The organism is Amycolatopsis sp. NBC_01480, assembly GCF_036227205.1.
In the GTDB taxonomy this organism is placed as follows: Bacteria; Actinomycetota; Actinomycetes; order Mycobacteriales; family Pseudonocardiaceae; genus Amycolatopsis.
This window is the reverse complement of record NZ_CP109442.1, coordinates 2,443,882-2,464,656: the sequence shown is the minus strand read 5'-3', so window position 1 is coordinate 2,464,656 and position 20,775 is coordinate 2,443,882. Positions and strand designations below refer to the sequence as shown.

22 protein-coding genes are annotated in these 20,775 nt (G+C 71.2%); 11 read left to right on the top strand and 11 right to left on the bottom strand.

Features of this window, described 5'->3' with window-relative positions; translation table 11 throughout:
* Positions 1-9: 9 nt before the first annotated feature.
* The 4 genes from OG371_RS11665 to OG371_RS11650 form a co-directional block, all read right to left on the bottom strand.
* Positions 10-1,179, bottom strand: coding sequence for a sensor histidine kinase (locus OG371_RS11665; protein ID WP_329068421.1), 1,170 nt, complete (start codon positions 1,177-1,179; stop codon positions 10-12).
* Between the two features lie 97 nt (positions 1,180-1,276).
* Positions 1,277-2,116: a maleylpyruvate isomerase family mycothiol-dependent enzyme gene (locus OG371_RS11660; protein WP_329073011.1), complete on the bottom strand. Its 840-nt coding sequence runs from the start codon at positions 2,114-2,116 to the stop codon at positions 1,277-1,279.
* A gap of 174 nt (positions 2,117-2,290) precedes the next feature.
* On the bottom strand, positions 2,291-2,617 hold the full coding sequence (locus OG371_RS11655) for a hypothetical protein (protein ID WP_329068418.1): 327 nt from the start codon (positions 2,615-2,617) through the stop codon (positions 2,291-2,293).
* 151 nt (positions 2,618-2,768) lie between these two features.
* Positions 2,769-3,821 (bottom strand): small ribosomal subunit Rsm22 family protein, encoded by a 1,053-nt coding sequence (locus OG371_RS11650; protein WP_329068416.1) that lies wholly within the window; start codon positions 3,819-3,821, stop codon positions 2,769-2,771.
* Between the two features lie 132 nt (positions 3,822-3,953).
* Here OG371_RS11650 and OG371_RS11645 point away from each other — a divergent pair, with 132 nt between their 5' ends.
* The 3 genes from OG371_RS11645 (at position 3,954) to OG371_RS11635 (ending at position 6,332) form a co-directional block, all read left to right on the top strand.
* Positions 3,954-4,379, top strand: coding sequence for a YciI family protein (locus tag OG371_RS11645; protein ID WP_329068414.1), 426 nt, complete (start codon positions 3,954-3,956; stop codon positions 4,377-4,379).
* Positions 4,380-4,552: 173 nt separating this feature from the next.
* Complete coding sequence (locus tag OG371_RS11640) at positions 4,553-5,731, top strand: RNA polymerase sigma factor (protein ID WP_442876154.1); 1,179 nt, start codon at positions 4,553-4,555, stop codon at positions 5,729-5,731.
* 16 nt (positions 5,732-5,747) lie between these two features.
* The gene (locus OG371_RS11635; RefSeq protein ID WP_329068411.1) at positions 5,748-6,332 is read left to right on the top strand and encodes a dienelactone hydrolase family protein; all 585 of its coding nucleotides are present in this window, start codon (positions 5,748-5,750) and stop codon (positions 6,330-6,332) included.
* On the opposite strand, the gene OG371_RS11630 is transcribed toward OG371_RS11635, so the two are convergent.
* Positions 6,319-7,998, bottom strand: coding sequence for an L-lactate permease (locus OG371_RS11630; RefSeq protein ID WP_329068409.1), 1,680 nt, complete (start codon positions 7,996-7,998; stop codon positions 6,319-6,321). The two genes, OG371_RS11635 and OG371_RS11630, sit on opposite strands and share 14 nt — an antisense overlap.
* A gap of 38 nt (positions 7,999-8,036) precedes the next feature.
* Positions 8,037-8,813 carry an IclR family transcriptional regulator gene (locus OG371_RS11625; protein ID WP_329068407.1) on the bottom strand — a complete coding sequence of 259 codons (777 nt, stop codon included), beginning with the start codon at positions 8,811-8,813 and terminating at the stop codon, positions 8,037-8,039.
* A gap of 266 nt (positions 8,814-9,079) precedes the next feature.
* On the opposite strand from OG371_RS11625, the gene OG371_RS11620 reads away from it, so the two are divergent.
* The 4 genes from OG371_RS11620 to OG371_RS11605 all read left to right on the top strand — a co-directional run bounded on the left by OG371_RS11620 (position 9,080) and on the right by OG371_RS11605 (position 13,712).
* Positions 9,080-10,279, top strand: a complete 1,200-nt coding sequence (locus OG371_RS11620) for a MurT ligase domain-containing protein (RefSeq protein WP_329068405.1) — start codon at positions 9,080-9,082, stop codon at positions 10,277-10,279.
* Positions 10,272-10,985: a type 1 glutamine amidotransferase gene (locus OG371_RS11615; RefSeq protein ID WP_329068403.1), complete on the top strand. Its 714-nt coding sequence runs from the start codon at positions 10,272-10,274 to the stop codon at positions 10,983-10,985. Before OG371_RS11620 ends, OG371_RS11615 begins: the two co-directional genes overlap by 8 nt.
* 613 nt (positions 10,986-11,598) lie before the next feature.
* Positions 11,599-13,041, top strand: coding sequence for a HAMP domain-containing sensor histidine kinase (locus OG371_RS11610; protein WP_329068401.1), 1,443 nt, complete (start codon positions 11,599-11,601; stop codon positions 13,039-13,041).
* A gap of 2 nt (positions 13,042-13,043) precedes the next feature.
* Positions 13,044-13,712, top strand: coding sequence for a response regulator transcription factor (locus tag OG371_RS11605; RefSeq protein WP_329068399.1), 669 nt, complete (start codon positions 13,044-13,046; stop codon positions 13,710-13,712).
* A 144-nt stretch (positions 13,713-13,856) separates the two neighbouring features.
* Here OG371_RS11605 and OG371_RS11600 read toward each other — a convergent pair whose 3' ends face one another.
* From OG371_RS11600 to OG371_RS11590, 3 genes are read right to left on the bottom strand one after another with little or no spacing between them, the layout of a single operon-like run.
* Entirely contained in the window at positions 13,857-14,258 is a 402-nt protein-coding gene (locus OG371_RS11600) for a CoA-binding protein (RefSeq protein WP_329068398.1), read from the bottom strand.
* Positions 14,259-14,301: 43 nt separating this feature from the next.
* A complete protein-coding gene (locus OG371_RS11595; protein WP_329068397.1) occupies positions 14,302-14,874 on the bottom strand; it encodes a hypothetical protein in 573 nt (190 codons plus the stop codon).
* 57 nt (positions 14,875-14,931) lie between these two features.
* Positions 14,932-15,435, bottom strand: a complete 504-nt coding sequence (locus OG371_RS11590) for a VOC family protein (RefSeq protein ID WP_329068396.1) — start codon at positions 15,433-15,435, stop codon at positions 14,932-14,934.
* 163 nt (positions 15,436-15,598) lie between these two features.
* On the opposite strand from OG371_RS11590, the gene OG371_RS11585 reads away from it, so the two are divergent.
* Positions 15,599-16,393: a 2-keto-4-pentenoate hydratase gene (locus OG371_RS11585; protein ID WP_329068394.1), complete on the top strand. Its 795-nt coding sequence runs from the start codon at positions 15,599-15,601 to the stop codon at positions 16,391-16,393.
* The gene (locus OG371_RS11580; RefSeq protein ID WP_329068392.1) at positions 16,390-17,151 is read left to right on the top strand and encodes a 2-keto-4-pentenoate hydratase; all 762 of its coding nucleotides are present in this window, start codon (positions 16,390-16,392) and stop codon (positions 17,149-17,151) included. Before OG371_RS11585 ends, OG371_RS11580 begins: the two co-directional genes overlap by 4 nt.
* A gap of 88 nt (positions 17,152-17,239) precedes the next feature.
* Here OG371_RS11580 and OG371_RS11575 read toward each other — a convergent pair whose 3' ends face one another.
* A complete protein-coding gene (locus OG371_RS11575) occupies positions 17,240-18,112 on the bottom strand; it encodes an alpha/beta fold hydrolase (RefSeq protein WP_329068390.1) in 873 nt (290 codons plus the stop codon).
* Between the two features lie 12 nt (positions 18,113-18,124).
* Positions 18,125-18,613 carry a DUF1579 family protein gene (locus tag OG371_RS11570; protein WP_329068389.1) on the bottom strand — a complete coding sequence of 163 codons (489 nt, stop codon included), beginning with the start codon at positions 18,611-18,613 and terminating at the stop codon, positions 18,125-18,127.
* Between the two features lie 54 nt (positions 18,614-18,667).
* Here OG371_RS11570 and OG371_RS11565 point away from each other — a divergent pair, with 54 nt between their 5' ends.
* Entirely contained in the window at positions 18,668-19,120 is a 453-nt protein-coding gene (locus OG371_RS11565; RefSeq protein WP_329068386.1) for a MarR family winged helix-turn-helix transcriptional regulator, read from the top strand.
* A gap of 637 nt (positions 19,121-19,757) precedes the next feature.
* Positions 19,758-20,543, top strand: coding sequence for an IS5 family transposase (locus tag OG371_RS11560; protein WP_329062211.1), 786 nt, complete (start codon positions 19,758-19,760; stop codon positions 20,541-20,543).
* The last annotated feature ends 232 nt before the right edge of the window (positions 20,544-20,775 follow it).

Here is a 20,775-nt window from a genome sequence, read left to right as displayed (position 1 = left end):
GAGACGGGGTCATGCGGGTCCGAGCGGGAGCCGCGCGGCCACGCGCCAGCGGTGCCCGGCCTCCGGCCCGGCCTGAACCGTACCGCCGACCGCGCTGACCCGTTCGGACATGCCGATCAGCCCGTAGCCGCCGGGGCGCGCGGGGCGGGCGGCGCCGTCGTTGACCACCTCGACGGTGAGGCTGTTCCGCTGGTCGTGGCCCACGCTCACGCGCACTTCGGTCGCGCGCGGCGCGTGCCGCCGGACGTTCGTGAGCGATTCGGTGATCAGCCGGTGCACGGTGGTGACCACCTCGGGCGCGGCGGTGAGGTCCGCGAGGCCGTCGGGGACCTCGAGGCGGACGCTGCCGTCGTCGGGCACCGCCCGGTCCACGGCCGAAGCGAGCCCGGACGGTGGCGCGAACAGGTTTTCCTCGTCCGTGCGAAGCGTGCCGACGAGCCGTCGCATGGACGACAGGGCCTCCGCGCCGGCCGTCTCGATCTCGTCGAACGCCGTGGTGTCGCCGCCCTGGCGTTCGGTGACGCGGTGGGCGGCCTGGACCCGCACGACGATGCCGGTGATCTGGTGGGCGACCAGGTCGTGCAGCTCGCGGGCCAGCCGGAGGCGTTCGGCGGTGCGGACCTCGACGACCTCGGAGCGGGCACGGGCGTCGGCGTCACGCAGGATCAGGCCCACGGCCAGCGCGGCGCCCCAGGCCAGCGCGGCGGCCGCGGCGAAGAGCGCCTCGGGCGAGCCGACCCCGTAACGGAGGATCGGCGCCGTCACGGTGGCCACCCCGCCCAGCGCGGCCTGGACGAACGCCGGTTTGGGCGCGAGCCGGTGACAGGCCGCGCCCACGACCAGCGCTATGGCGAGCGCCTCGGCCGTGCTCGGCTGGGGCGGCAGGCGCTCGCCCAGCGCCGCGATCACCGCCGTGATTGCCGTGCCGAGCAAGGAAAGCGCCGAGACGGCGGTGGCGACCGCCGCGGTGTGGTCCGGAAACCGCCGGCGCAACACGGCCAGCACGGCGACCACCGGCGCCAGCCCGGGCACGAACACCATGGCGACTCCGGCCAGTGCGCCCACGGCCGGCCCGGCTCGGAGAGTCAGGACCGAATCGAGCACCACCAGCACGCCGAGCGTGACGGCCTCGGCGACGAGCGGCCCACGGCGGCCGGTCCAGGGGAGTGGGCCGATCATGGCGCTCCGGGCGTGGTCATGGTGTCGATCGTGCCTGCTTTGCCGGCCGGCTGCCTCCTGCGTGGGACCGAAGCCGGGTCGGTCGCGGGTACGAGGTTCAGCCGAAGCTGACTTGGGAGAGGTAGAAGTCGAGGAAGTCGGTGTCGCCGGTGAGGTGCGCGGTTTTGGCGGGCTGGCGGCCGTAGATGATGAGGAGGAGGTCGGTGAGCGGGGCTTGGATGGTTGCGGTGGGGTTGGTGGGCTCGCGGTGCTTGTTGACCTCGGTGGGCTCGGTGGGCTCGGTGGGCTCGGCGGGTTTGGCGGGTTTGGTGGGTGCGCCGTGGTGCCAGGCGAGGAGTTCGCCGGTGAGGTCGACAGTCCAGCCCTCGCTCTTCTCCCCACCGTCGGTCGGCAACAGATGGACGCTGCGGCCGTCCCCAAGCAGAGCCCGTCGCTCGGGAAAGTAATCGAGCATGACAGGCAGCGAGCCGAGTTCCAGCCACTCCTCCATGGCGTCCACCGCGACGTCGTGCTCCAGCGTGAACTCGGCGCCGACGGCCAACGTCGCGTCCGCCCGGTGAATGGCCGTCTCGTTCATGAAGCGCCGTGCGTAGGAGGCAGCCCGGGGCGGCCCTGCAGGAACGGGTGTGACCACCCGAGCGTCGGGCCCGGCTTCGCGCAGAGTGTCAGCCAGCTCTCGGGCGCCGTCCGGCAACCAAGACGCCGGTCGCTGGGTCGAGCCAAGCTGCCGCAGCTCCTGATCGGGCGGCAACTGCTCCGCCCGAGTGCGAACGATCTCCTCCGCCCACCGATGCGCGGCGCCGACGTGGTTGAGCAACTGCCCCAACGTCCACTCCGGGCAGGAGGGAACGATCGTGCCCAGGTCCGCCCCCGCAACGGTGGCCTGCAACAACTCGGTCTGCCCGACGATGGCCGCGCACTGACTCTGGAAGTCCATCACTCCGGTGTCCTTTCCGTGATCCCCTGATTCACGGCTTGGTCGGAGCCACTTTGGTCATCCGGACACGGCCTGCGGGCCGATTTTCAGCCGATCTTGTCTGCCGCCGCCGCCACCGCCGCCGTTGTCCACGGCCGCCACTGCCTGCCGCCGCCACCACCGCCGCCACCGCCATCACCACCACCGCCGTTGCTTGCCGCCGCCGTTGTCCACGGCCGCCGCCATCGCCGCCGCCTGCCGCAACCGCCGTCGTGGTCCACCGCCGCCGCCCGTCGCTGCGGCTCCCGCCTGCCGCCACCGCATGCCACCGCCGCTGTCCGCCGCCGTCGTGGTCCGCTGCTGCCGCCGCCGCTCCACGCCGCCGCCGTCGTCGTTGCCCGCCGCCGCCGACGTCGCCGTTGCCTGCTCCCGCCCCCGCCGTCTCCTGTCGCCACCGCCGTCGTGGCCCGCCCCTGTTCCCGCCGTCCACGGCCGCCGTTGCCTGCCGCCGCTGTTGTCCACAGCCGCCCTCCGTTGTGGACAACTCCAGCTCCAGGCCCGCTTTTCCCGGGTCCCGTCGGACCTCGCCGGTAGACTGGGCATGGGACGCCCCCCAGAGGAGGGCGGGGGTGGGTCCAGGGTCGGGAGAGGGCTCGGCGGCTCGTTTGTCGGGCTAGTCCTCCGTGTGCCAGGCGTCGCCCCATTCGGCGGCGCGGGCGGCGCGGTAGTGGGGGCCTTGGCGTTTGGAGACTGTGACGCCGGGGGCTAGGCCGTCCACAGTGCACAGGTCGAGTTGTACCCAGCCCTTGTGCTTGCGGGGGTGGCGCAGGATTCGCGCAGCCGGGCGGGCCAGGTCCGCAACACCAGCCGAACCAGCCGGAACCGTAGGACCAGCCGAAACCGCAGGAACAGCAGAAGCGACAACGTACGAGAACTTCTCGTCCTCAAAACCCAGCGTGCTCGCCTTGATCCGACGGTGCAGCCCCGAACGCGGCAGCCGCGCGGCGAAATGGCACCAGTCCTCGCCCGGCTGGATCGGGCATTCCCCGTCGTGCGGGCACGGCGCCACCAGACGACGGCCCATCCCGCGCAGTACGTCCCGAGCCGCGCGGATCCGTGCGAAGCCCGCGGGCGTGCCCGGTTCGATCAGCGCCACGGTGCCGGCCTTCGCGGCCAGCCAGCGGACGACGTCGTCCCGGCCGCGTTCCGGGAGTTCGCCCAGGACGTACGACATCGTCACCAGGTCGGCCTCCGGCGCGGCCGACGCCGGGTCCACCAGCCCGCGCTGCCAGGTCGTGCCCCGGACGGCAGGGGAAACCGCCGTCGACGCGAGTTTCTGGCCCAGCGTGAGTGCCCCGGCGACCTGCTCGATCACCGTGCACTTCGAAAGTGACGGCCACACCTGCGCCGCCGCCCAGACCGCCGCGCCCGTGCCGCCGCCGATGTCGATCTGCGTCCGCGGCGCGAAGCCCGGAGCGGCAGCCGCTGCTTCGCCGAACGCCGCGGCGACAGCTGCGTACGTGGCCGGCATGCGGTAGCCGGCGTACGCGGCGACGTCGATCTCCGAGGACAGGATCGGCGACGTCGCGGCGTCGCCCTGCCGGTAGCGCGTGCTGAGTTTGTCGACCGCCTGAGCGAGCCGTGCTTCGGGGAACCGGCCCAGTTCGCCGTCGAGGGACGAGCGGAGGTCGTCGGGGAGTTGCGCCACGAGCGGGAATTCTCCCACGCCCGCTCCACCCCTCAAGCAGCCGTCTGACCTGCTAGTTTCGGCTCCGGGAAAAAAGTTCGGCCACCGTGTCGATTCAGGGGCCGGCCGATCGACGCGTCAGTGAAGCCAACCGAGAGAGAGGATCTTCCGATGCGGTTCATGGTGATCATGAAGGCCAGTGAAGAGAGCGAAGCCGGCCAGCTCCCGAGCACCGAGTTGCTCACGGAGATGGGCAAGTTCAACGAGGAGCTGGTCCGCGCCGGGGTCATGCTGGCCGGCGAGGGCCTCACCGCCAGCGCCGAGGGCGTGCGCGTCAAATTCGGCGGTACGGCCGAGCCCAAGGTGGTCGACGGGCCGTTCGCGGAGAGCAAGGAGCTGATCGCCGGCTTCTGGATCCTGCAGGTCCGCTCGAAGGAGGAGGTCATCGAGTGGGTCAAGCGCGTGCCGAACACCGACGGCGCCCACCACGAGATCGAGATCCGGCGCATCTTCGAGGCCGAGGACTTCGGCGAGAACATGACCCCCGAGCTGCGTGAGGCCGAGGAGAAGCTGCGGGCGGAGAGCGCGAAGAACTGATCCGGTCCGCCGCCGCGCAGCTCACCCGGGCCGGGTGACGGCGCGCCCGCCCGAGGGTTGCCCTCGGGCGGGCGGGCCTGTGTGATGGGCCGGTGGAAACGCAGGGGACGCGCGGCGCCGTCGAGGCGGTGTGGCGGATCGAGTCCGCACGCGTGATCGCGGGGCTCGCGCGGATGGTGCGCGACGTCGGGCTCGCCGAGGAGCTGGCGCAGGATGCGCTGGTCGCCGCCCTGGAGCAGTGGCCGGAGACCGGCGTCCCGCGCAACCCCGGCGCCTGGCTGACGACCACGGCGAAGCGGCGCGCGATCGACCACTTCCGGCGCAACGAGAACCTCGGCCGCAAGCTCGACGAGCTGGGCCGCGAACAGCGCGTCGGCGAAGGCGTGCTGCCGGACTTCGACGCCGTGCTCGACGAGGAGCACATCGAGGACGACCTGCTGCGCCTGGTGTTCACGGCCTGCCACCCCGTGCTGTCCACCCAGGCCCGCGTGGCCCTCACCCTCCGGATGCTCGGCGGCCTGACCACGGACGAGATAGCGCGCGCGTTCCTCGTCAAGGAGTCGACGATCGCGCAGCGGATTGTGCGCGCGAAAAAGTCGCTCGCCGACGGATGCGTCCCGTTCGAGGTGCCGGTCGGCGAAGAACGCGTCGCGCGGCTTTCGTCGGTGCTGGAAGTGATCTACCTGGTCTTCAACGAGGGTTACTCCGCCACTCGCGGTGACGACTGGATGCGCCCGGCGCTGTGCGAGGACGCGCTGCGCCTCGGCCGGGTGCTCGCCGGGCTGATGCCGGCGGAGCCGGAGGTGCACGGGCTCGTCGCGCTGCTGGAGATCCAGGCGTCGCGCTCGGCCGCGCGCACCGGGCCGAACGGCGAGCCGGTGCTGCTGATGGAGCAGGACCGCGGGCGCTGGGACCAGCTGCTCATCCGCCGTGGTCTCGCCGCGCTGGCCCGCTCGGAAGAGCTGGCCGGCGGCGCGTACGGCCCGTATTCGGCGCAGGCCGCGATCGCCGCCTGCCACGCGCGCGCCCGCACCCCGGACGAGACGGACTGGGGCAGAATCGCTGCCCTGTATGCAGGTCTGGCCCAGATCACGCCGTCGCCGGTGATCGAACTGAACCGCGCCGTCGCCGTTTCGATGGCTTCCGGGCCCGCGGCCGGGCTCGAGCTGGTCGACCGGCTGCTCGACGAGCCGGCGTTGAAGGCCTACCACCTGCTGCCCAGCGTGCGCGGCGATCTGCTGGTGAAGCTGGGCCGTTCCGCCGAGGCCAAGACCGAATTCGAACGCGCCGCCGGGCTCACCGGCAACGCGCGGGAACGCACGCTGCTGCTGGACCGCGCGGCGTCCTGTTGAAAACTGGGAGGAAATGATGGCCGAAGCAGTCCTGTTCCACCACCTGTACGGGTTGACGCCCGGCGTCCGCGATTTCGCCGGGACGCTGGAGAAGGCCGGTCACACCGTGCACACCCCGGACCTCTACGACGGGCACGTCTTCGAGACGTTCGACGAAGGGCTGGCGTACGCGCAGAAGATCGGGTTCGGCACGGTCCGCGAACGCGGGAAGGAGGCCGTCGAGGGCCTGCCGGGCGAGCTGGTCTACGCCGGGTTCTCGCTCGGCGCGATGCCCGCGCAGCAGCTGGCCCAGACCCGTCCCGGCGCGGTGGGCGCGCTGCTGTTCCACGCGTGCGTCCCGGCTTCGGAGTTCGGCGACGCCTGGCCGTCGAGCGTGCCGGTGCAGGTCCACGGCATGGACGCGGACGAGCTTTTCGTCGACGGCGGTGACCTCGAAGCGGCCCGCGAGTTACTGGCGGACGTCGCGGACGCCGAGCTTTTCCTTTACCCCGGAGACAAACACCTGTTCGCCGACCGCAGCCTGCCCGACTACGACGGGCCCGCGGCCGCCCTGCTGACCGAGCGCACGCTGGCTTTCCTGGACCGCGTCAGGGGATCATGAACTCCAGCACGCTCGCCTGCAGCAGCGAGATCACGCCGACCACGGCGGTGAGCGCGATCGACCACAGGAACGTCTGGCGCAGCAGGGATCCCTCCTTGCCGCTCTGACCGATCGCGGTCGCGCCGATGGACAGGTTCTGCGGTGAGATCATCTTGCCCATCACCCCGCCGGAGGTGTTCGTCGCGCCGGCCAGCACCGGGTTCAGGTGCAGCTGCTGCGCGGAGATCACCTGCATGGGGCCGAACAGGCTGTTGGTCGAGGCGTCCGAACCGGTGAGGAACACGCCGAGCCAGCCGATGTAGGCGGAGAACAGCGGGAAAGCGGCGCCGGTGGTGGCGAGGGCGAGGCCGAGCGTCTGCGTGGCGCCGGAGTAGTTCATCACGAACGCGATGGCCAGGATCATGAAGATCGTGGCCATCGCCCAGCGCATCTGGAACAGCGTGGCGCGATACGCGCTGATGAGCTGCTTCGGCTTCGCGGCCAGCACGAACCCGGCGATCACCGCCGCGATCAGGGCCACGGTGCCGGGTGAGAACAGGAAGTCGACGGTGAACGTGGCCGCGTACGGCGTGTCCTTGGGCGTGATCGGCGCGTGCTGGATCACCTGGTTGTGCAGGCCCGGCCAGGCGAACACCCAGTCCGCCCGGTGCAGCAGCTTCGTCAGGTCCAGCCACGACGGCAGGTGCGCGAAGATCGTGCCGATGCGCGAGGCGAAGATCGCCACGATCAGGATGATGTACGGCGTCCACGCGTAGAGAGCGCCGCGTTCGGACTTCTCCGCGCTGTCGGCGGGCTTCGCCGGTTCCTCGCCGTCGAAGCGCCACACTGCCTTCGGCTGCCAGAACCGCGTGAGGACCCACAGCGCGGCCATCGCGGTGAGCGCGGCGAGCACGTCCACGAGGCTGGCGCTGATGTAGTTCGACGCCGCGAACTGCATCAGCGCGAACGCGAGCCCGGCCGTCACGACGGCGGGCCAGACTTCCAGCATCTTCTTCCAGCCGGCCAGCACCACGACCAGGAACGCGGGGATGATCACGGCCAGGAACGGCACCTGGCGCCCGACCATCGACGAGAACGCCGCGGTCGCCTCGTCCGGCTTGAGGTGCATGATCGGCGCGGTGATCCGGCCGAGCACGATCAGCGGGTTGCCGAGCCCGCCGAACGCCACCGGCGCGGTGTTCGCGAGCAGGGCCAGCACCACGGCCTTCACCGGCGGGAAGCCGAGCGCGGCCATCATCGCGGCGGTGATCGCGATCGGCGAGCCGCCTCCCGCGACGCCTTCCAGCAGCGCCCCGAAGCTGAACGCGATCAGCAGCGCCTGCAGCCGCCGGTCCTCGCTGAAGCCCGCGAGCACCCGTTTGATGTGGGTGAACCGGCCGGTGGTGACCGTGACGTTGTGGAAGTACACGGCGTGGAACGCGATCCAGGCGACCGACCACACGCCGAACAGCACGCCCATGGCCGCCGAGTCGAACGCGAGCCCGGCGGGCATCCGGTACAGCAGCAGCGCGACCAGCAGTGCGGTGACCAGCGCGAGCGCCGCCGAAAGGTGCGCGGACAGCTTGACCACGCCCAGCGAGACCAGCAGCACGATGATCGGGAGCGCGGCCAGCAGGGCGGAGAACCACAGCCCGCCCGCCGGCTGATAGTCCTGGATCCAGGTCACGGGTCAGCTCCTTCGCTGCTCCTTGGCCGAAAACGGGCTCAGCGGCTGCGGACGTAACCGAGCCGGAGCGAGAGCGCCGCGGCGGTGCCCGCGACGGTCGCGCCCAGTTCCTCGACGCGTCGCAGAACCCGTTGCGCCGGGCCCGCGATGCTGATGGCGGCGATCGGACGGCCGGAGTGGTCGCGCACGGCGGCCGCGACGCAGCCGACGTCGGGCTCGTTCTCGACGTCGTCGATCGCCCAGCCGCGGCGGCTCGCCTTCGCCAGGTCGTCCAGGAGCCGGCCGGGATCGATGATCGTCTTGAGCGTCAGGCTGTCCAGCTTCATCCGGCGGATGCGCTCGAGCCGGTCGGGCTCGGGCAGCGCGGAGAGCCAGGCCTTTCCCAGCGACGTCGCGTGCTGCGGGCGCCGGGTGCCGAGGCGGCAGGCGAGCGTGACGGCGCTGGCGCTGCGCTCGGTGGCCACGTAGACCATGGCGTCGTTGTCCGGCACCGCGAGGTAGGTCGTCTCACCGGAGCGCTCGGCCAGCGACGCGAGGTAGCGCGGCGCGCAGCGGTGCAGGTCGGTCGCGGCCATCGCGCGGGCGCCCAGCTCGACCAGCCGGGTGCCCAGGCGCACGCGCCCGGTGACGCTGTCCGCCTCGAGGTATTCGAGCTTTTTCAGGGTCCCGACGATGCGGTACGCGGCGCTGCGGGAAAGTCCCAGTTGCCGCGCGATCGCGTTGGTGGAAATCTCCTGGTGCTGCCCGACGTGCTCGAGCACGGCGAGTCCGCGCTCCAGCGTGCCGCTCTGCTCCAGCCCGCGTTCCGTGTCCACGTCGGCCTCCACCAGATCGTCTTCCCGTTCAGCGGTACGTGTTTCCGCTAGGCGGGGTTGGACGGTAACACCTCCGATGTATGGGCGGAAGATCTTTCACATTCCTCTCTTGAACAACGCTGAGAGTTGCCCTGAATGGTTCAACCTCCGATCGTTAGGGAAACTAACAAACTCGGCGGTGAGACTGGAGTCACGCTCTCAGGGAAATCACAACGCTTGGGAGTCATGGTCTGGCTCTGATGCCCTCCACCCACTTGCGTACCCGCATGTCCGTCGCCACCGGGCGGCTGACTGCCCGGCTCTCCCGCGCCACCGGCCTCGGCCGCGGCGGGGTGATCGGCGGCCGGGTGACCTTGAAGCTCGATCCGGACGTGCTGAGCCGGCTCGGCCGTGAACGCACCGTCGTGCTCGTCACCGGCACCAACGGCAAGACGACCACGGCGCTGATGCTCACCCGGGCGCTCGAGGCGCTCGCCGACGTCGCGTCGAACGGCGACGGCGCGAACATGCCGGACGGCGTCGTCGCGGCACTGGCCGCGCGGCCGGACGCGCCGTATGCGGTGCTGGAGGTCGACGAGACGTACGTGCCGTGGGTGGCCGCGCAGGTGCGGCCCGCGGTGCTCGTGCTGCTGAACCTGAGCCGGGACCAGCTCGACCGCGTCGGCGAGGTCCGCGGCATCGAGCGTGACCTGCGGGCGGCGATCGCGTTGCTGCCGCGGACCGCGGTGGTCGCGAACTGTGACGACGTGCTCGTGACGTCCGCCGCGTCGGCCGCCGCGCGTCCGGTGTGGGTGGGCACGGGCCGTCGCTGGTCGGGGGACTCGACGACGTGCCCGCGCTGTGGCAGCGCGGTGAAACACGCGGCGGCGACCTGGCATTGCGAGTGCGGTTTCGCGCGCCCGCAGCCGTCTTGGGTGCTGGAGGGCGAGCTGGTGACGACCCCCGGCGGCCGGGAGGTCGACCTGGACCTGCGGCTGCCCGGCGAGGCGAACCGGGCCAACGCGGCGCTGGCGCTGGCGGCCGCGCACTGCGTCGGCGTGCCGCCGCACACCGCCGCGGCCCGGCTGCGGACGATCACCGACATCGGCGGCCGCTACCGGACCGTGCGCCGCACGCGCCATTCGGTGCGGCTCATGCTGGCCAAGAACCCGGCCGGCTGGGCGGAAACGCTGCGAGTGCTGGACGAGGACACCCCGGTGGTCGTCGCGGTCAACGCGCAGGAGGCCGACGGGCGGGACCTGTCCTGGCTGTGGGACGTCCATTTCGAGCGGTTGCGCGGCCGCCAGGTCGTGGTCACCGGCGAGCGCTCGGCGGACCTCGCCGTGCGGCTGTGTTACGCGGAGGTGGCGCACTGGACTGCCGCGGATCCGGTGCGCGCCATCGACTCCCTGCCGCCGGGTGGTGTCGAGATCGTCGCGAACTACACCGCCTTCCGCGACCTGGTGGACCGGCTCCCCGGTGGCTGACTCGACCGTCCGGATCGGACTGCTGCTGCCCGAGGTCCTTGGCACCTATGGGGATTCCGGTAACGCGCAGGTGCTGTGCAAGCGGTTGCAGTGGCGCGGCCACGAGGCGGAGGTCGTGCCCGTGGCGCTGGACAGCGCGGTGCCGTCCACATTGGACGTATATCTGCTCGGCGGCGGTGAGGACACGGCGCAGGTGCTGGCCGCGCGCCGCCTTTTGGCCTCACCCGGCCTATCGCGCGCCGCGGAGTCGGGCGCGACGGTCTTCGGCGTGTGCGCCGGCCTGCAGATCCTGGGCACCCGCTTCCGCGGCCTCGACGGCGCCGACCACCCCGGCGTCGGCTTGCTGGACCTGGTCACGGCCCCGGCCCCTCGCCGCGCCGTCGCGGAACTCGCGGTGGTCGGCGGCCTGATCGACACGCCCCTCACCGGCTTCGAAAACCACCAGGGCGCCAGCACCCTGGGTGAGGGCAGCGTCCCGCTGGGTCGCGTCGTGCGCGGCACCGGCAACGGCGACGGCACGGAGGGCGCCGTCACCGGCCACGTCGTGGGCACTTACCTCCACGGCCCGGCCCTGGCCCGCAACCCGGAGCTGGCGGACCTGCTGCTTTCGTGGGTCCTCGGCCAGGACCTGCCCCACCTGGACATCTCGGAAGTCGACGTCCTCCGCTCCGAACGCCTGGCCGCCCTGCCCCGCCGAATCCGATGACAGCCGGGTCGGCGGTGGGTTTGGGACCGTCAGCTGGATCGAGGGCAGCCTTGTCCACTGCCGCTCTGTCTACTGCCGCTCTGTCCACGGCGGCGCTGTCGACGGCGCTCCTGTCGACAGCGGCTCTGTCCGCGACGGCTCTGCCCACTGCGGCGCAACCACCTCTGCCGACAACCACGGCCAATACGCCCCACCACGGCGCCGGTCACGCTCAACGTCCCCAACGAGAGGCCAGTTGCACTTGCGGCACGAGCGGTCCCCCAACGGCAGCATCGACGGCGAGCGAAGCACCGACGTGCTGCGCCGCCTCGCCCCAACGCCCCCACCACGGCATCCGACCCGTCCAACCACCGCATCAAGCCAAACCAAAGCTCAAAACTGACCGACGACCCGTTCGGCGCACGAAACCCCAGCCCGACCCGCAACAACCCCCACCCGACCCCGCGAGCGAACAGACTCTGCCCAGCCCCCGCCGAGGCCCCGAAGGCACCCCCAAAACGACCCCCAGAGACACCCCCGCCCTCCTCGGGGGGCGTCCCACACCCAGCCTACCGCCGCCCCCCGACGGAAACCGGGGTCGGCCGGAGTTGTCCACAGGGGTGGCCGGATGTGGATGACTGAGCCGCTGCCTGCCGATCCGACGGGCTGGGGCCGTTACGCTGCGTATGTGAAGGTGCTCGCCGCTACCGGCGTCCGGATGCGCACCACCGCGGTGGCCGTGGTGGCGCTGGCGCTCGCCATCGCGACCGCGTGCGTCGTGGTGGTGCTGCTGCTCGAGGAGTCGCTCGACCGCAGCGTCACCGAGAGCGCGCGCAGCACGGGCCGTCAGGTGGCGATCCAGCTCGTCCGGGAAGGCACGCGCGACCTGTCCGCCAGCGACGTCGCCAGCACCGGCGACACCGAGGCCGTCACCCAGGTGCTCAACGCGCGCGGCACGCCCATCGCCAGCGACCCCGCCATCACCGGGCAGCCGCCGCTCACCACGGCGCGGCCGGCGCTGGGGCACGAAACCGTCGAGACCCTGCCGCTCGGGCTCAACGGCGACGGCAGCGAATACCGCGTCGTCTCGCAGGAGGTGAGCGGGCCGGGCGGGCCGTTCACGGTCATCTCGGCGCGCTCGCTGGAACCCGTCACCGAGGCGTCCACCCGGCTGACCCTCCTGCTCGCGCTGATTTCCTTGCCACTGCTGGGCATCGCGGGCTTCGCGGTGTACCGCGCGGTCGGCTCGGCGCTGCGGCCGGTCGAGCAGATGCGCCGCACCGTCGCGGAGATCTCCACCCGGGACCTCGCGTCGCGCGTGCCGCTGCCACCCGGCGGCGACGAGGTGTACCGCCTGGCCGTGACGCTCAACGGAATGCTCGGCCGCCTCGCGTCCGCGCAGGCCGCGCAACGCCGTTTCGTCGCCGACGCCAGCCACGAACTGCGCTCGCCGCTCTCGACCATCAGCACCGCGCTCGATGTCTCGACCCAGCACCCCGAGACCACCGGCGAGCTGGTCCCGGTGATCACCCGCGAGACGGCGCGGCTGCGCGAACTCGTCGACGACCTGCTGGTGCTCGCCCGCACCGACGACACCACCGACCGCCCGTCGCGCACCGAAGTGGATCTCGACGACATCGTCCGCGCCGAGGCCGAGCGCGTGCGGGCGGAGGGGCCGGTCGAGATCGAGGTGCGCGCCGGTCCCGCGAAAGTGCACGGCAGCGAGGCGCAGCTGCGCCGGGCGGTGCGCAACCTGGTGGACAACGCCCGCGGCCACGCCCGCGAACGGATCCGCGTCGCCAGCTCGGTGCACGGCGACAAGGTGGTGGTCGAGGTCAGCGACGACGGCCCCGGCGTCGCGGAGGCCGACCGCGAACGGATTTTCGAGCGGTTCGTCCGCCTGGACGCGTCGCGGCAACGCGGGCACGGCGGCACCGGCCTGGGCCTGCCGATCGTCGCCGGCATCGCCGTGCGCCACGGCGGCCACGCGCGGTACGCAGACGTCCACGACCCCACTTACCCCGGCGCGCACTTCCGCATCGAGCTGCCCCGGTTCGACCTGTCGGAGGAGGACTGACCATGCGGTTGCTGATCGTCGAGGACGAGCGTGAACTCGCGGAGACCCTGCGCCGCGGCCTGGTCGCGGAGGGCTTCACCGTGTCCGTCGCGCACACCGGCCCGGACGGGCTGTGGTCGGCCACCGAGCACGACTACGACGCCGTGGTGCTGGACATCATGCTGCCCGAGCTGTCCGGCTACGACGTGCTCAAACGCCTTCGCGCGGCGCAGAACTGGACACCGGTGCTGATGCTCACCGCCAAGGACGGCGAGTACGACGAGGCCGACGCGTTCGACCTCGGCGCCGACGACTACCTGTCCAAGCCGTTCTCGTTCGTCGTGCTCGTCGCCCGCCTGCGCGCGTTGCTCCGCCGTGGCGCGCCGGCCCGTCCCGCCGTGCTCGAAGCCGGCGACCTCCGGCTTGACCCGGCGGCGCGGACTGTCCACAGAGGAGAGAAGCGGATCGAGCTGACGGCGCGCGAGTTCGGCCTGCTGGAGTTCCTGCTGCGGCGCCAAGGCGCGGCGCTGACCAAGAACGAGATCCTCGGCCACGTCTGGGACGCGCACTACGAAGGCGACGAGAACGTGGTCGAGGTCTACGTGGGCTACCTGCGGCGCAAGATCGACGCGCCGTTCGGGACGCACACCATCGAGACGGTCCGGGGGGTTGGCTATCGACTCGTCACCTGACCGCGGCGCAGCCCGGCCATGAACGGGTCCAGGCGGCGCGTCGAGCGCGCCCAGCCGGGGACAGAGCACGCGCCGGCAACAGAGCACCGGCGCGTTGCCGGGCCATGACAAGAAGCGGCCCGGCTCCCGTAGCCGAAGTCGCGGTCAGTTCTTCGAGATCGCACCGACTGCCCGGACCACGGCGGTGCAGCGGTCCTCCACGTACTCGAGGCCCGCGTCCTCGGCGATGCGGCGGGCCTCGGCGGAGACGATGCCTTGCTGCAGCCACAGTGCTTTCGCGCCGATGGCCACGGCGTCCGCGGCGATCCCGGCGGCTTCGGCGGACGGGCGGAAGACGTCGACGAGGTCCACCGGCTCCGGGATGTCCTTCAAGGACCGGTAGACCTTCTCACCGAGCAGTTCCGTCGCCGACGGGTGGACCGGGATGATGCGGAAGCCGTGTGCCTGCAGGGTCGCGGGCACCCCGTGGGCCGCCTTCGCCGGGTCGCGGCTCAGGCCCACGACCGCGATCGTGGTCGCGCTCGCCAGGATCTCTTCGGGGTTCATGCCAGTGGAACGCTGCCGGCCGGACGGGGATTCCGCGGGTCGGTCACAGCTTCCACAGCCGCAGCCCGCGGACCCGGTAAACCGGCCAGACGAGGTGCCAGGGCTTGCGCCGCAGGAACGCGCTGCTGCAGGTCAGGATGTTGCGGGCCGAGGTGGTGGCGACGTCATGACGGTCCGGCCACACCTCGCCGCGGGCGCCGAGGGCGAGGCGGAACACCGTGGCGAGGCCGCGGCCCTGCAGGTCGTAGCGGGCGCCCGTGTCGCCGGAATCCGGGGCCAGGCGGGCGATCTCGGTGCGGAACCCGCGGACGGCCTCGCCTGCCGCGCCGGCCGGCACGTCGGAGACGCTGCCCACGATGGCCCGCCCGTGCAAACGGCGGGCGAAACGGGCGAGCAGCCGCCGCTCCCACCACGGCAGCACCCGCCGGTGGCTGAGCAGGGCCGCGCACTCGCCGTGGCCGGTGGTGAAGACGTCGGCGAGATCGTCGTACGCGCTCAGCGCCGCGGGTTCGTTCAGGTGCAGCCGCACCTCGAAGCGGATGCGGGCGACCAATTCGTCCAGGTGCTCGCGGTGGTCCACTCGCGCCTTCGCCCGGGATGAAGACCAATCGGACATGGCTCTCCCTCTTCTCGCGCCACAGGGTAGGCGAGGAAGGCCGCGCCGACCACGGCTTCAGCCGATCTTCGAGCCGTACATCTCCCCGAGGTCGTCGGCGATCAGCTCGATGCGGGCGCCGTCCGGGTCGGGGAAGTAGATCGACGTCTTGCTTTCCAGCTGGTAGGCGACGCCCGCGTCGTCCAGCCGGCCGCGCAGTTCCGCCCAGCGCTCCGGCGGCACGGACAGCGCGAGGTGGTGCAGCCCGCCGAGCACTTCCGCGTACGGGCCGAGGTCCAGGCCCGGCAGGTCGAAGAAGGCGAGCGCGTTGCCGTTGCCGACGTCGAAGAAGAAGTGGCTGGACCCCGGGTAGTCGCGGTTCTCGAACAGCTCGGTGAGCGGGAAGCCGAGGATGTCCTGGTAGAACGCGATGGTCCGCTCGACGTCGCTGGAGATCAGCGCCGTGTGGTGGATGCCGCGGCCGCTGGTGGCGGGCCGCTCGGCGGCGGGGTGAAGGTGCTTGTCCCGCAACCGGTCGCGGACTTCGGCGAGCTTCGCGACTTCGGACTCGGTGGGTGCCATCGGGGTCACGTCCTCTCTGGGGCCTGTGCTCCGAACGGTACGCCTGAAATATCTCGCGTGCAAGAGATTGTAGGGCGAGAGAAATTCTCGTACCGCCCAGTGGAACGGTGGTGTTGTCCGCGCGGGGCCGGCGCGGCAGAGTCCGTCGTGTCGGAAGGGGCCCATGGACGCCAGCGAACTGAAGGAAGCCGTCGCCCGGCTGGAGCGCGCGCACGAGACGCGCGAGCCGATCGATCCCCTCGTCGAGGCCTTCCCGGCCGCGACCACCGAGGACGCCTACCGGATCCAGCAGGAGCTGGTGCGCCGCTGGGTCGACGCGGGCGACCCGGTTCGCGGGCACAAGGTGGGCCTCGCCTCGGCCGCGATGCAGCGGCAGATGGGCGTTGACCAGCCCGATTACGGGCACCTGACCGGGTCGATGTTCCACCTGGAGCACCAGCCGATCCCGACCACGAGATTCCTGCAGCCGCGGATCGAGCCGGAGGTGGCGTTTGTGCTCGGCGCGCCGCTGCGCGGGCCCGGGGTCACGGTCGCCGACGCCGTGCGCGCGGTCGACTTCGTGCTGCCGTCGCTGGAAATCGTCGACTCACGCATCAAGGACTGGCGCATCGCGCTCTTCGACACGATCGCCGACAACGCTTCGTCGGGCGGCGTGGTGCTGGGCAGCCGCCCGACCGCGCTCGGCGACGTCGACCTCCGGCTGGCGGGCTGCACCCTGCACGTGAACGGCGAGCTGGTCGCGACCGGCGCGGGCGGCGCCGTGCTGGGCTCGCCGATCAACGCGCTGGTCTGGCTGGCCAACACCGTCGGCCCGCTCGGCGTGACCCTGGAGCCGGGGCATGTGGTGCTGCCGGGCTCGATGACCCGGGCGCATCCGGTGCGTCCGGGCGACACGGTTGTCGCGACGATGGCCGGCCTTGGCAGCGTGACTGCCGTGTTTTCCGGGGAGGACGCATGAGTCTCGGCATCCGCGAGGCGGCGGCGGAGCTGCTCTCCGCGACGGAAGCGCGCGCACCGTTGACCGATTCCTGGCCTGAGCTGGACGTCGCGACGGCGTACGCCATCCAGGACGAGGCCCTGCGCCTGCGCCGAGAGCGCGGCGAAACGTTGGTGGGTGTGAAGCTCGGCCTGACTTCGCGCGCGAAGCAGCAGCGCATGGGTATCAACGAGCCTTTGCTGGGCTGGCTGACCGACACGATGGTGCTGCCCGCCGGCCAGCCCGTCCCGCGGCTGATCCACCCGCGCGCCGAGCCGGAGCTGGTCTTCGTGCTGGACCGCCGCCTCGCCGGCCCAGGCGTGACGGCGGCGACGGCGCTGGCCGCGGTCTCCCACGTCTACGGCGGAATCGAAATCATCGACAGCCGTTACACCGACTACCGTTTCACGCTGCCGGACGTGGTGGCGGACAACGGTTCGTCCGCGTCCTTCAGCCTCGGCCCGGTCGGCCTGCCACCGTCCTCAATGGACCTTTCATTGGAGGCGGCGCTCCTGGAGGTCGACGGCCAGATCGTCGACACCGCAACGGGCGCCGCCGTCCAAGGCCATCCCGCCGAAGCCCTCGCCCTGGCGGCGAACGCCCTGGGCGCCCGCGGCCTCGCCCTGGAACCAGGCTGGCTGGTCCTGACCGGCGGCCTCACCGACGCGGTGGACCTGCGCCCGGGTTCGCGCGTGGCCGCGCACTTCTCCCACTTGGGATCGGTGACACTCGCCGGGTGACCGGCACTGGTCGGTGCGCGGTCACCCGGTGCCCTGGCAGCGAAGGTGGTGGCCGGGTCGGGCGGTGGGTTGGTCGGTGGGGTTCGGGTCAGGGGTTGGGGGCGGGGCGGTCGGCGATGCGGGTGATGCCGTCGATGACTCGGGGCCAGGCTTCGCGGGGGAGGTCGTGGCCCATGCCGGGGATGAGGTCCAGGTCGGCACGGAGGGCGCGGGCCGTGGCGCGGCCGCCGGAGACGTGGACCAGAGGGTCGTGCGTGCCGTGGACTACGAGGGACGGGACGGTGAGCCGGCGGAGGGCGGAGGTGCGGTCGCGGGTTGAGACGATGGCGGCCAGTTGGCGGATGGCGCCGCCGGGGTGCACGCCGCGGTCGAAGGTTCGTTCCGCGCGGTCGCGCATTCGGTCCTCGTCGAAGGGGAAGCCCGGCGAGCCGATCAGACGGAACGTCTTGAGCAGCAACGCGACGTACTCCTCGCGTGTGCGTGGTTGCGTCGCCAGCATCATCGTCGCGGCGCGGAGGCTGGGGCGGCCCACCAGGCGATTTCCGGTGGTGGACATGATCGACGTCAACGACAGCACGCGCTCCGGGTGTCGGATGGCGAGCGTTTGCGCGATCATGCCGCCCATCGACGCACCGGCCACGTGCGCTTGCTTGATGCCGAGCGCGTCGAGCAGGCCGGCGGCGTCGTCGGCGAGGTCGGCGATTGTGTACGGGGCGGATCGAAGGAGGTAGGCGCGCGGCAGGTTCGCGCGGCCGGCCATGCGTGACGACCGGCCGGCGTCCCGGTTGTCGAAGCGGATGACGTGGAAACCGCGGGCGGCCAGGCCTTCGCAGAACACGTCGTCCCACCAGATCATCGGCGAGGCCAGGCCCATGATGAGCAGCAGGGGCCGCCCTGACGGGTCGCCGAACGTTTCGTGACAGAGCGTCACGCCGTTGGCTTCGATCATGGACTCGGTCATGGCTTCAGTCTTTCATTTCTCGTCCGCGGCGGGCTGTGTGGTTTCGCGGGTGTAGCGGGCGCGCAGGAACGGGGTGAACTCGGTGGCCTGGCCGAGTTTCACGTCGATCTCGTGGATGAGGACGTCGCCGTTCGGGGTCAGCCGATGACGGGCGACGCCGCGTGGAGTCTTCTTCTCCAGGTGCAGTGTGCCTTCCGTCCAGCCGCCGCGGCCGGGTGCGTCGGGTGGGAAACCGTAGCTGTCGAAGCCGTACCAGAGGGTCTCGCCGGTCTCAGGGTCGACGGTGAAGACGTTGTGGCCCAACAGGTTTGAACCGTCTTCGCGGGTTTGCGCGTAGTCCTGCAGCACGGCGAAACCGTCGAGGGCCAGCCAGTACTGGCAGGTGGCCGTCGCGGTGGCGGCGGGCGCCCACGGTGACGCGGCGAGCTCCTCGGTGCCGGCCCAGTCGCCGACGAGCGCGGTGAGGGCTTGGTGCGCTTCGCCTCGGGTGGGGTTGTTCATCGGTCGACTCCGTTCATTTCGACAGGCGCCTGTCGATGTGCGAGGCTAGCAGGTATGACACGGAGGTCCACCCGAGCCGAGACGCTCACCAAGCTCGTCAACGAGGTCTTCCGCTCGAACGGTGCGCTGCTGGCGGCCGGTGACGTGCTGGCGGACGAGGTCGGGCTGACCGCGGCGCAATGGCAGGTGGTCGGCTTCCTCGAGGACGGCCCGGTGTCTGCCGCCGAACTGGCCCGCCGCCGCGGGTTGCGACGGCAGAGCGTGCAGGAGACGGTGAACCGCTTGCTGCGCAACGGAGTGCTGACCCGGGCCGACAATCCTGCCGACGGCCGCGCGCCACTGCTGCACTTGACCCCGGCGGCCCGCGCCGCTCTGGCGACGTTGGGGCGCCGCCAGGCGAAGTGGGCGGATGGGGTGGCGTCCGGGATTGCGCCGGACGATCTGGCGGTGACGTTGCGGACCTTGCAAGTGCTCCGGGAGCGACTGGCTGATGGGGCGGCTGAGTAGAGGCGGGCTAGTGGCGGTGGCCGGGCGGCGATGGGGAGGTCGGTTGGTGGACACGGTGACTGGCTTGCGACGGCGGTGGCCGAGGTGCGGCGGCTGGCAGTGCGCGGGGACGCGGCGACCGGGCGACGGGCTTGCGGTGGCGGCAGTCGGATGCCCCGGGGATTCGGTTCCCAGACACGGTGACCGGATGCGGCGGCGGTAGCTGGAGTGCTTCGGTGGTTGTGCAGGCGGCACGGATCCGCTGGCTGGCTTGCGGTCACGGTGCTGCGGGACGGCCGCAGCGGGTGTGCAGGCGTGAGGGAGCGGTGACTGGCCTGCGGTGGCGAGGTTCGCAGGGCTGGTGGTCTCACGGTGGCTGGCCCGCGGTGGCGGGATTGGCTTGCGGCGACGGGTGTGCAGGTGTGTGGCCACGGGGACTGATTTGTGGTCTTAGAGGGCGTCTGAGAACTTCGGTGGGTGTCTGCGTGTAGTGCTCGGGAATGGGGCGAGCTCCCGGTAGGACTGGTGGTTCTCTACGCCAACCGGTCCGCCAGGAGCTCGCGTGTCAGTGTCGCCTACCTGCCGATGTTTGTCATGCCCAGCCCATGGTGGGCCGCTGACCGCACCGGTGCCGTGTCCGTTCTACCCGTCCTCGTCGATGTCTGACTCTCAGTGGGCACTCATCGCGTCGTTGCTGCCACCTGCGGGTAACACCGCCGGCAAGGGTGGTCGACCGGAGAAGCATCCACGCCGTATCGTGCTGGACGCCATCTTCTACGTGGCCCGCGGCGGGATCGCCTGGCGACAGATGCCCAGCGACTTCCCGCCCGCGATGACCGTCTACGACATCTTCCGCCGATGGTCCAAAACCGGTGTGTGGCACCAAGTTCACGACGCACTACGTGATCTGGTTCGCCTCCGCGCCGGACGTGACCCGCTGCCCACCGCCGCGATCATCGACTCCCAGACCGTGCGCGGCGCCGACACCGTGGCAACAGCCAGCGCCGGCTACGACGCCGGGAAGAAGACCAAGGGCCGCAAGCGGCACATCGCCACTGACACCCTGGGCCTGCTACTCACCGTCGTAGTGACTGCCGCGTCGATACAAGACCGCGACGGCGCGCACCGGTTGCTGGTCGACCTACGCGCCCGCTTCAGCACCATCGCCCACGTCTGGGCCGACGGTGGATACGCCGGACGCCTGCTGAGCTGGGCGAAAACCGTACTGTCGCTCACCGTCGAGGTCGTCAAACGCACCGACAAGATCACCGGATTCGTGGTCCTGCCCCGCCGCTGGGTCGTCGAGCGAACGTTCGGATGGATCACCAAACACCGCCGCTGCGTCCGCGACTACGAGACCCTGCCCGACCACCACGAAGCCATGGTCTACATCGCCATGATCATGACGATGTCCCGCCGACTCGCCCGCACCGCAGACCAGTGACCTCAGTATTCAGACGCCCTCTTAGGGACTGGCTTGCGCGGCTGCCGTGGAGACGGGCGGTTGCGATGACGGGCTGGCTCAGGCGGCGGGCGTGAAATGTGGGCGGTTGCGATGGAGGGGAGTGACTTGCGGCGGCGGACGTGAAGGCGTGTGGTCGCAGTCGCAGTCGCAGCCGCGGTGGCAGCAGTGGCAGTGGGTTGAGTGGTTGGTGAATTGCGTGCCGCGTATCGGA

Excerpts from the sequence above, each read along its gene's own strand:
- OG371_RS11565 (WP_329068386.1), top strand. The coding sequence starts at position 18,668 with ATGACACGGAGGTCCACCCGAGCCGAGACGCTCACCAAGCTCGTCAAC.
- OG371_RS11645 (WP_329068414.1), top strand. The coding sequence starts at position 3,954 with ATGCGGTTCATGGTGATCATGAAGGCCAGTGAAGAGAGCGAAGCCGGC.
- OG371_RS11575 (WP_329068390.1), bottom strand. The coding sequence starts at position 18,112 with ATGACCGAGTCCATGATCGAAGCCAACGGCGTGACGCTCTGTCACGAA.
- OG371_RS11665 (WP_329068421.1), bottom strand. The coding sequence starts at position 1,179 with ATGATCGGCCCACTCCCCTGGACCGGCCGCCGTGGGCCGCTCGTCGCC.
- OG371_RS11605 (WP_329068399.1), top strand. The coding sequence starts at position 13,044 with ATGCGGTTGCTGATCGTCGAGGACGAGCGTGAACTCGCGGAGACCCTG.
- OG371_RS11560 (WP_329062211.1), top strand. The coding sequence starts at position 19,758 with ATGTCTGACTCTCAGTGGGCACTCATCGCGTCGTTGCTGCCACCTGCG.
- OG371_RS11635 (WP_329068411.1), top strand. The coding sequence starts at position 5,748 with ATGGCCGAAGCAGTCCTGTTCCACCACCTGTACGGGTTGACGCCCGGC.
- OG371_RS11660 (WP_329073011.1), bottom strand. The coding sequence starts at position 2,116 with ATGGACTTCCAGAGTCAGTGCGCGGCCATCGTCGGGCAGACCGAGTTG.
- OG371_RS11585 (WP_329068394.1), top strand. The coding sequence starts at position 15,599 with ATGGACGCCAGCGAACTGAAGGAAGCCGTCGCCCGGCTGGAGCGCGCG.
- OG371_RS11580 (WP_329068392.1), top strand. The coding sequence starts at position 16,390 with ATGAGTCTCGGCATCCGCGAGGCGGCGGCGGAGCTGCTCTCCGCGACG.
- OG371_RS11595 (WP_329068397.1), bottom strand. The coding sequence starts at position 14,874 with ATGTCCGATTGGTCTTCATCCCGGGCGAAGGCGCGAGTGGACCACCGC.
- OG371_RS11600 (WP_329068398.1), bottom strand. The coding sequence starts at position 14,258 with ATGAACCCCGAAGAGATCCTGGCGAGCGCGACCACGATCGCGGTCGTG.
- OG371_RS11610 (WP_329068401.1), top strand. The coding sequence starts at position 11,599 with ATGACTGAGCCGCTGCCTGCCGATCCGACGGGCTGGGGCCGTTACGCT.
- OG371_RS11590 (WP_329068396.1), bottom strand. The coding sequence starts at position 15,435 with ATGGCACCCACCGAGTCCGAAGTCGCGAAGCTCGCCGAAGTCCGCGAC.
- OG371_RS11640 (WP_442876154.1), top strand. The coding sequence starts at position 4,553 with ATGGTGCGCGACGTCGGGCTCGCCGAGGAGCTGGCGCAGGATGCGCTG.
- OG371_RS11620 (WP_329068405.1), top strand. The coding sequence starts at position 9,080 with ATGTCCGTCGCCACCGGGCGGCTGACTGCCCGGCTCTCCCGCGCCACC.
- OG371_RS11570 (WP_329068389.1), bottom strand. The coding sequence starts at position 18,613 with ATGAACAACCCCACCCGAGGCGAAGCGCACCAAGCCCTCACCGCGCTC.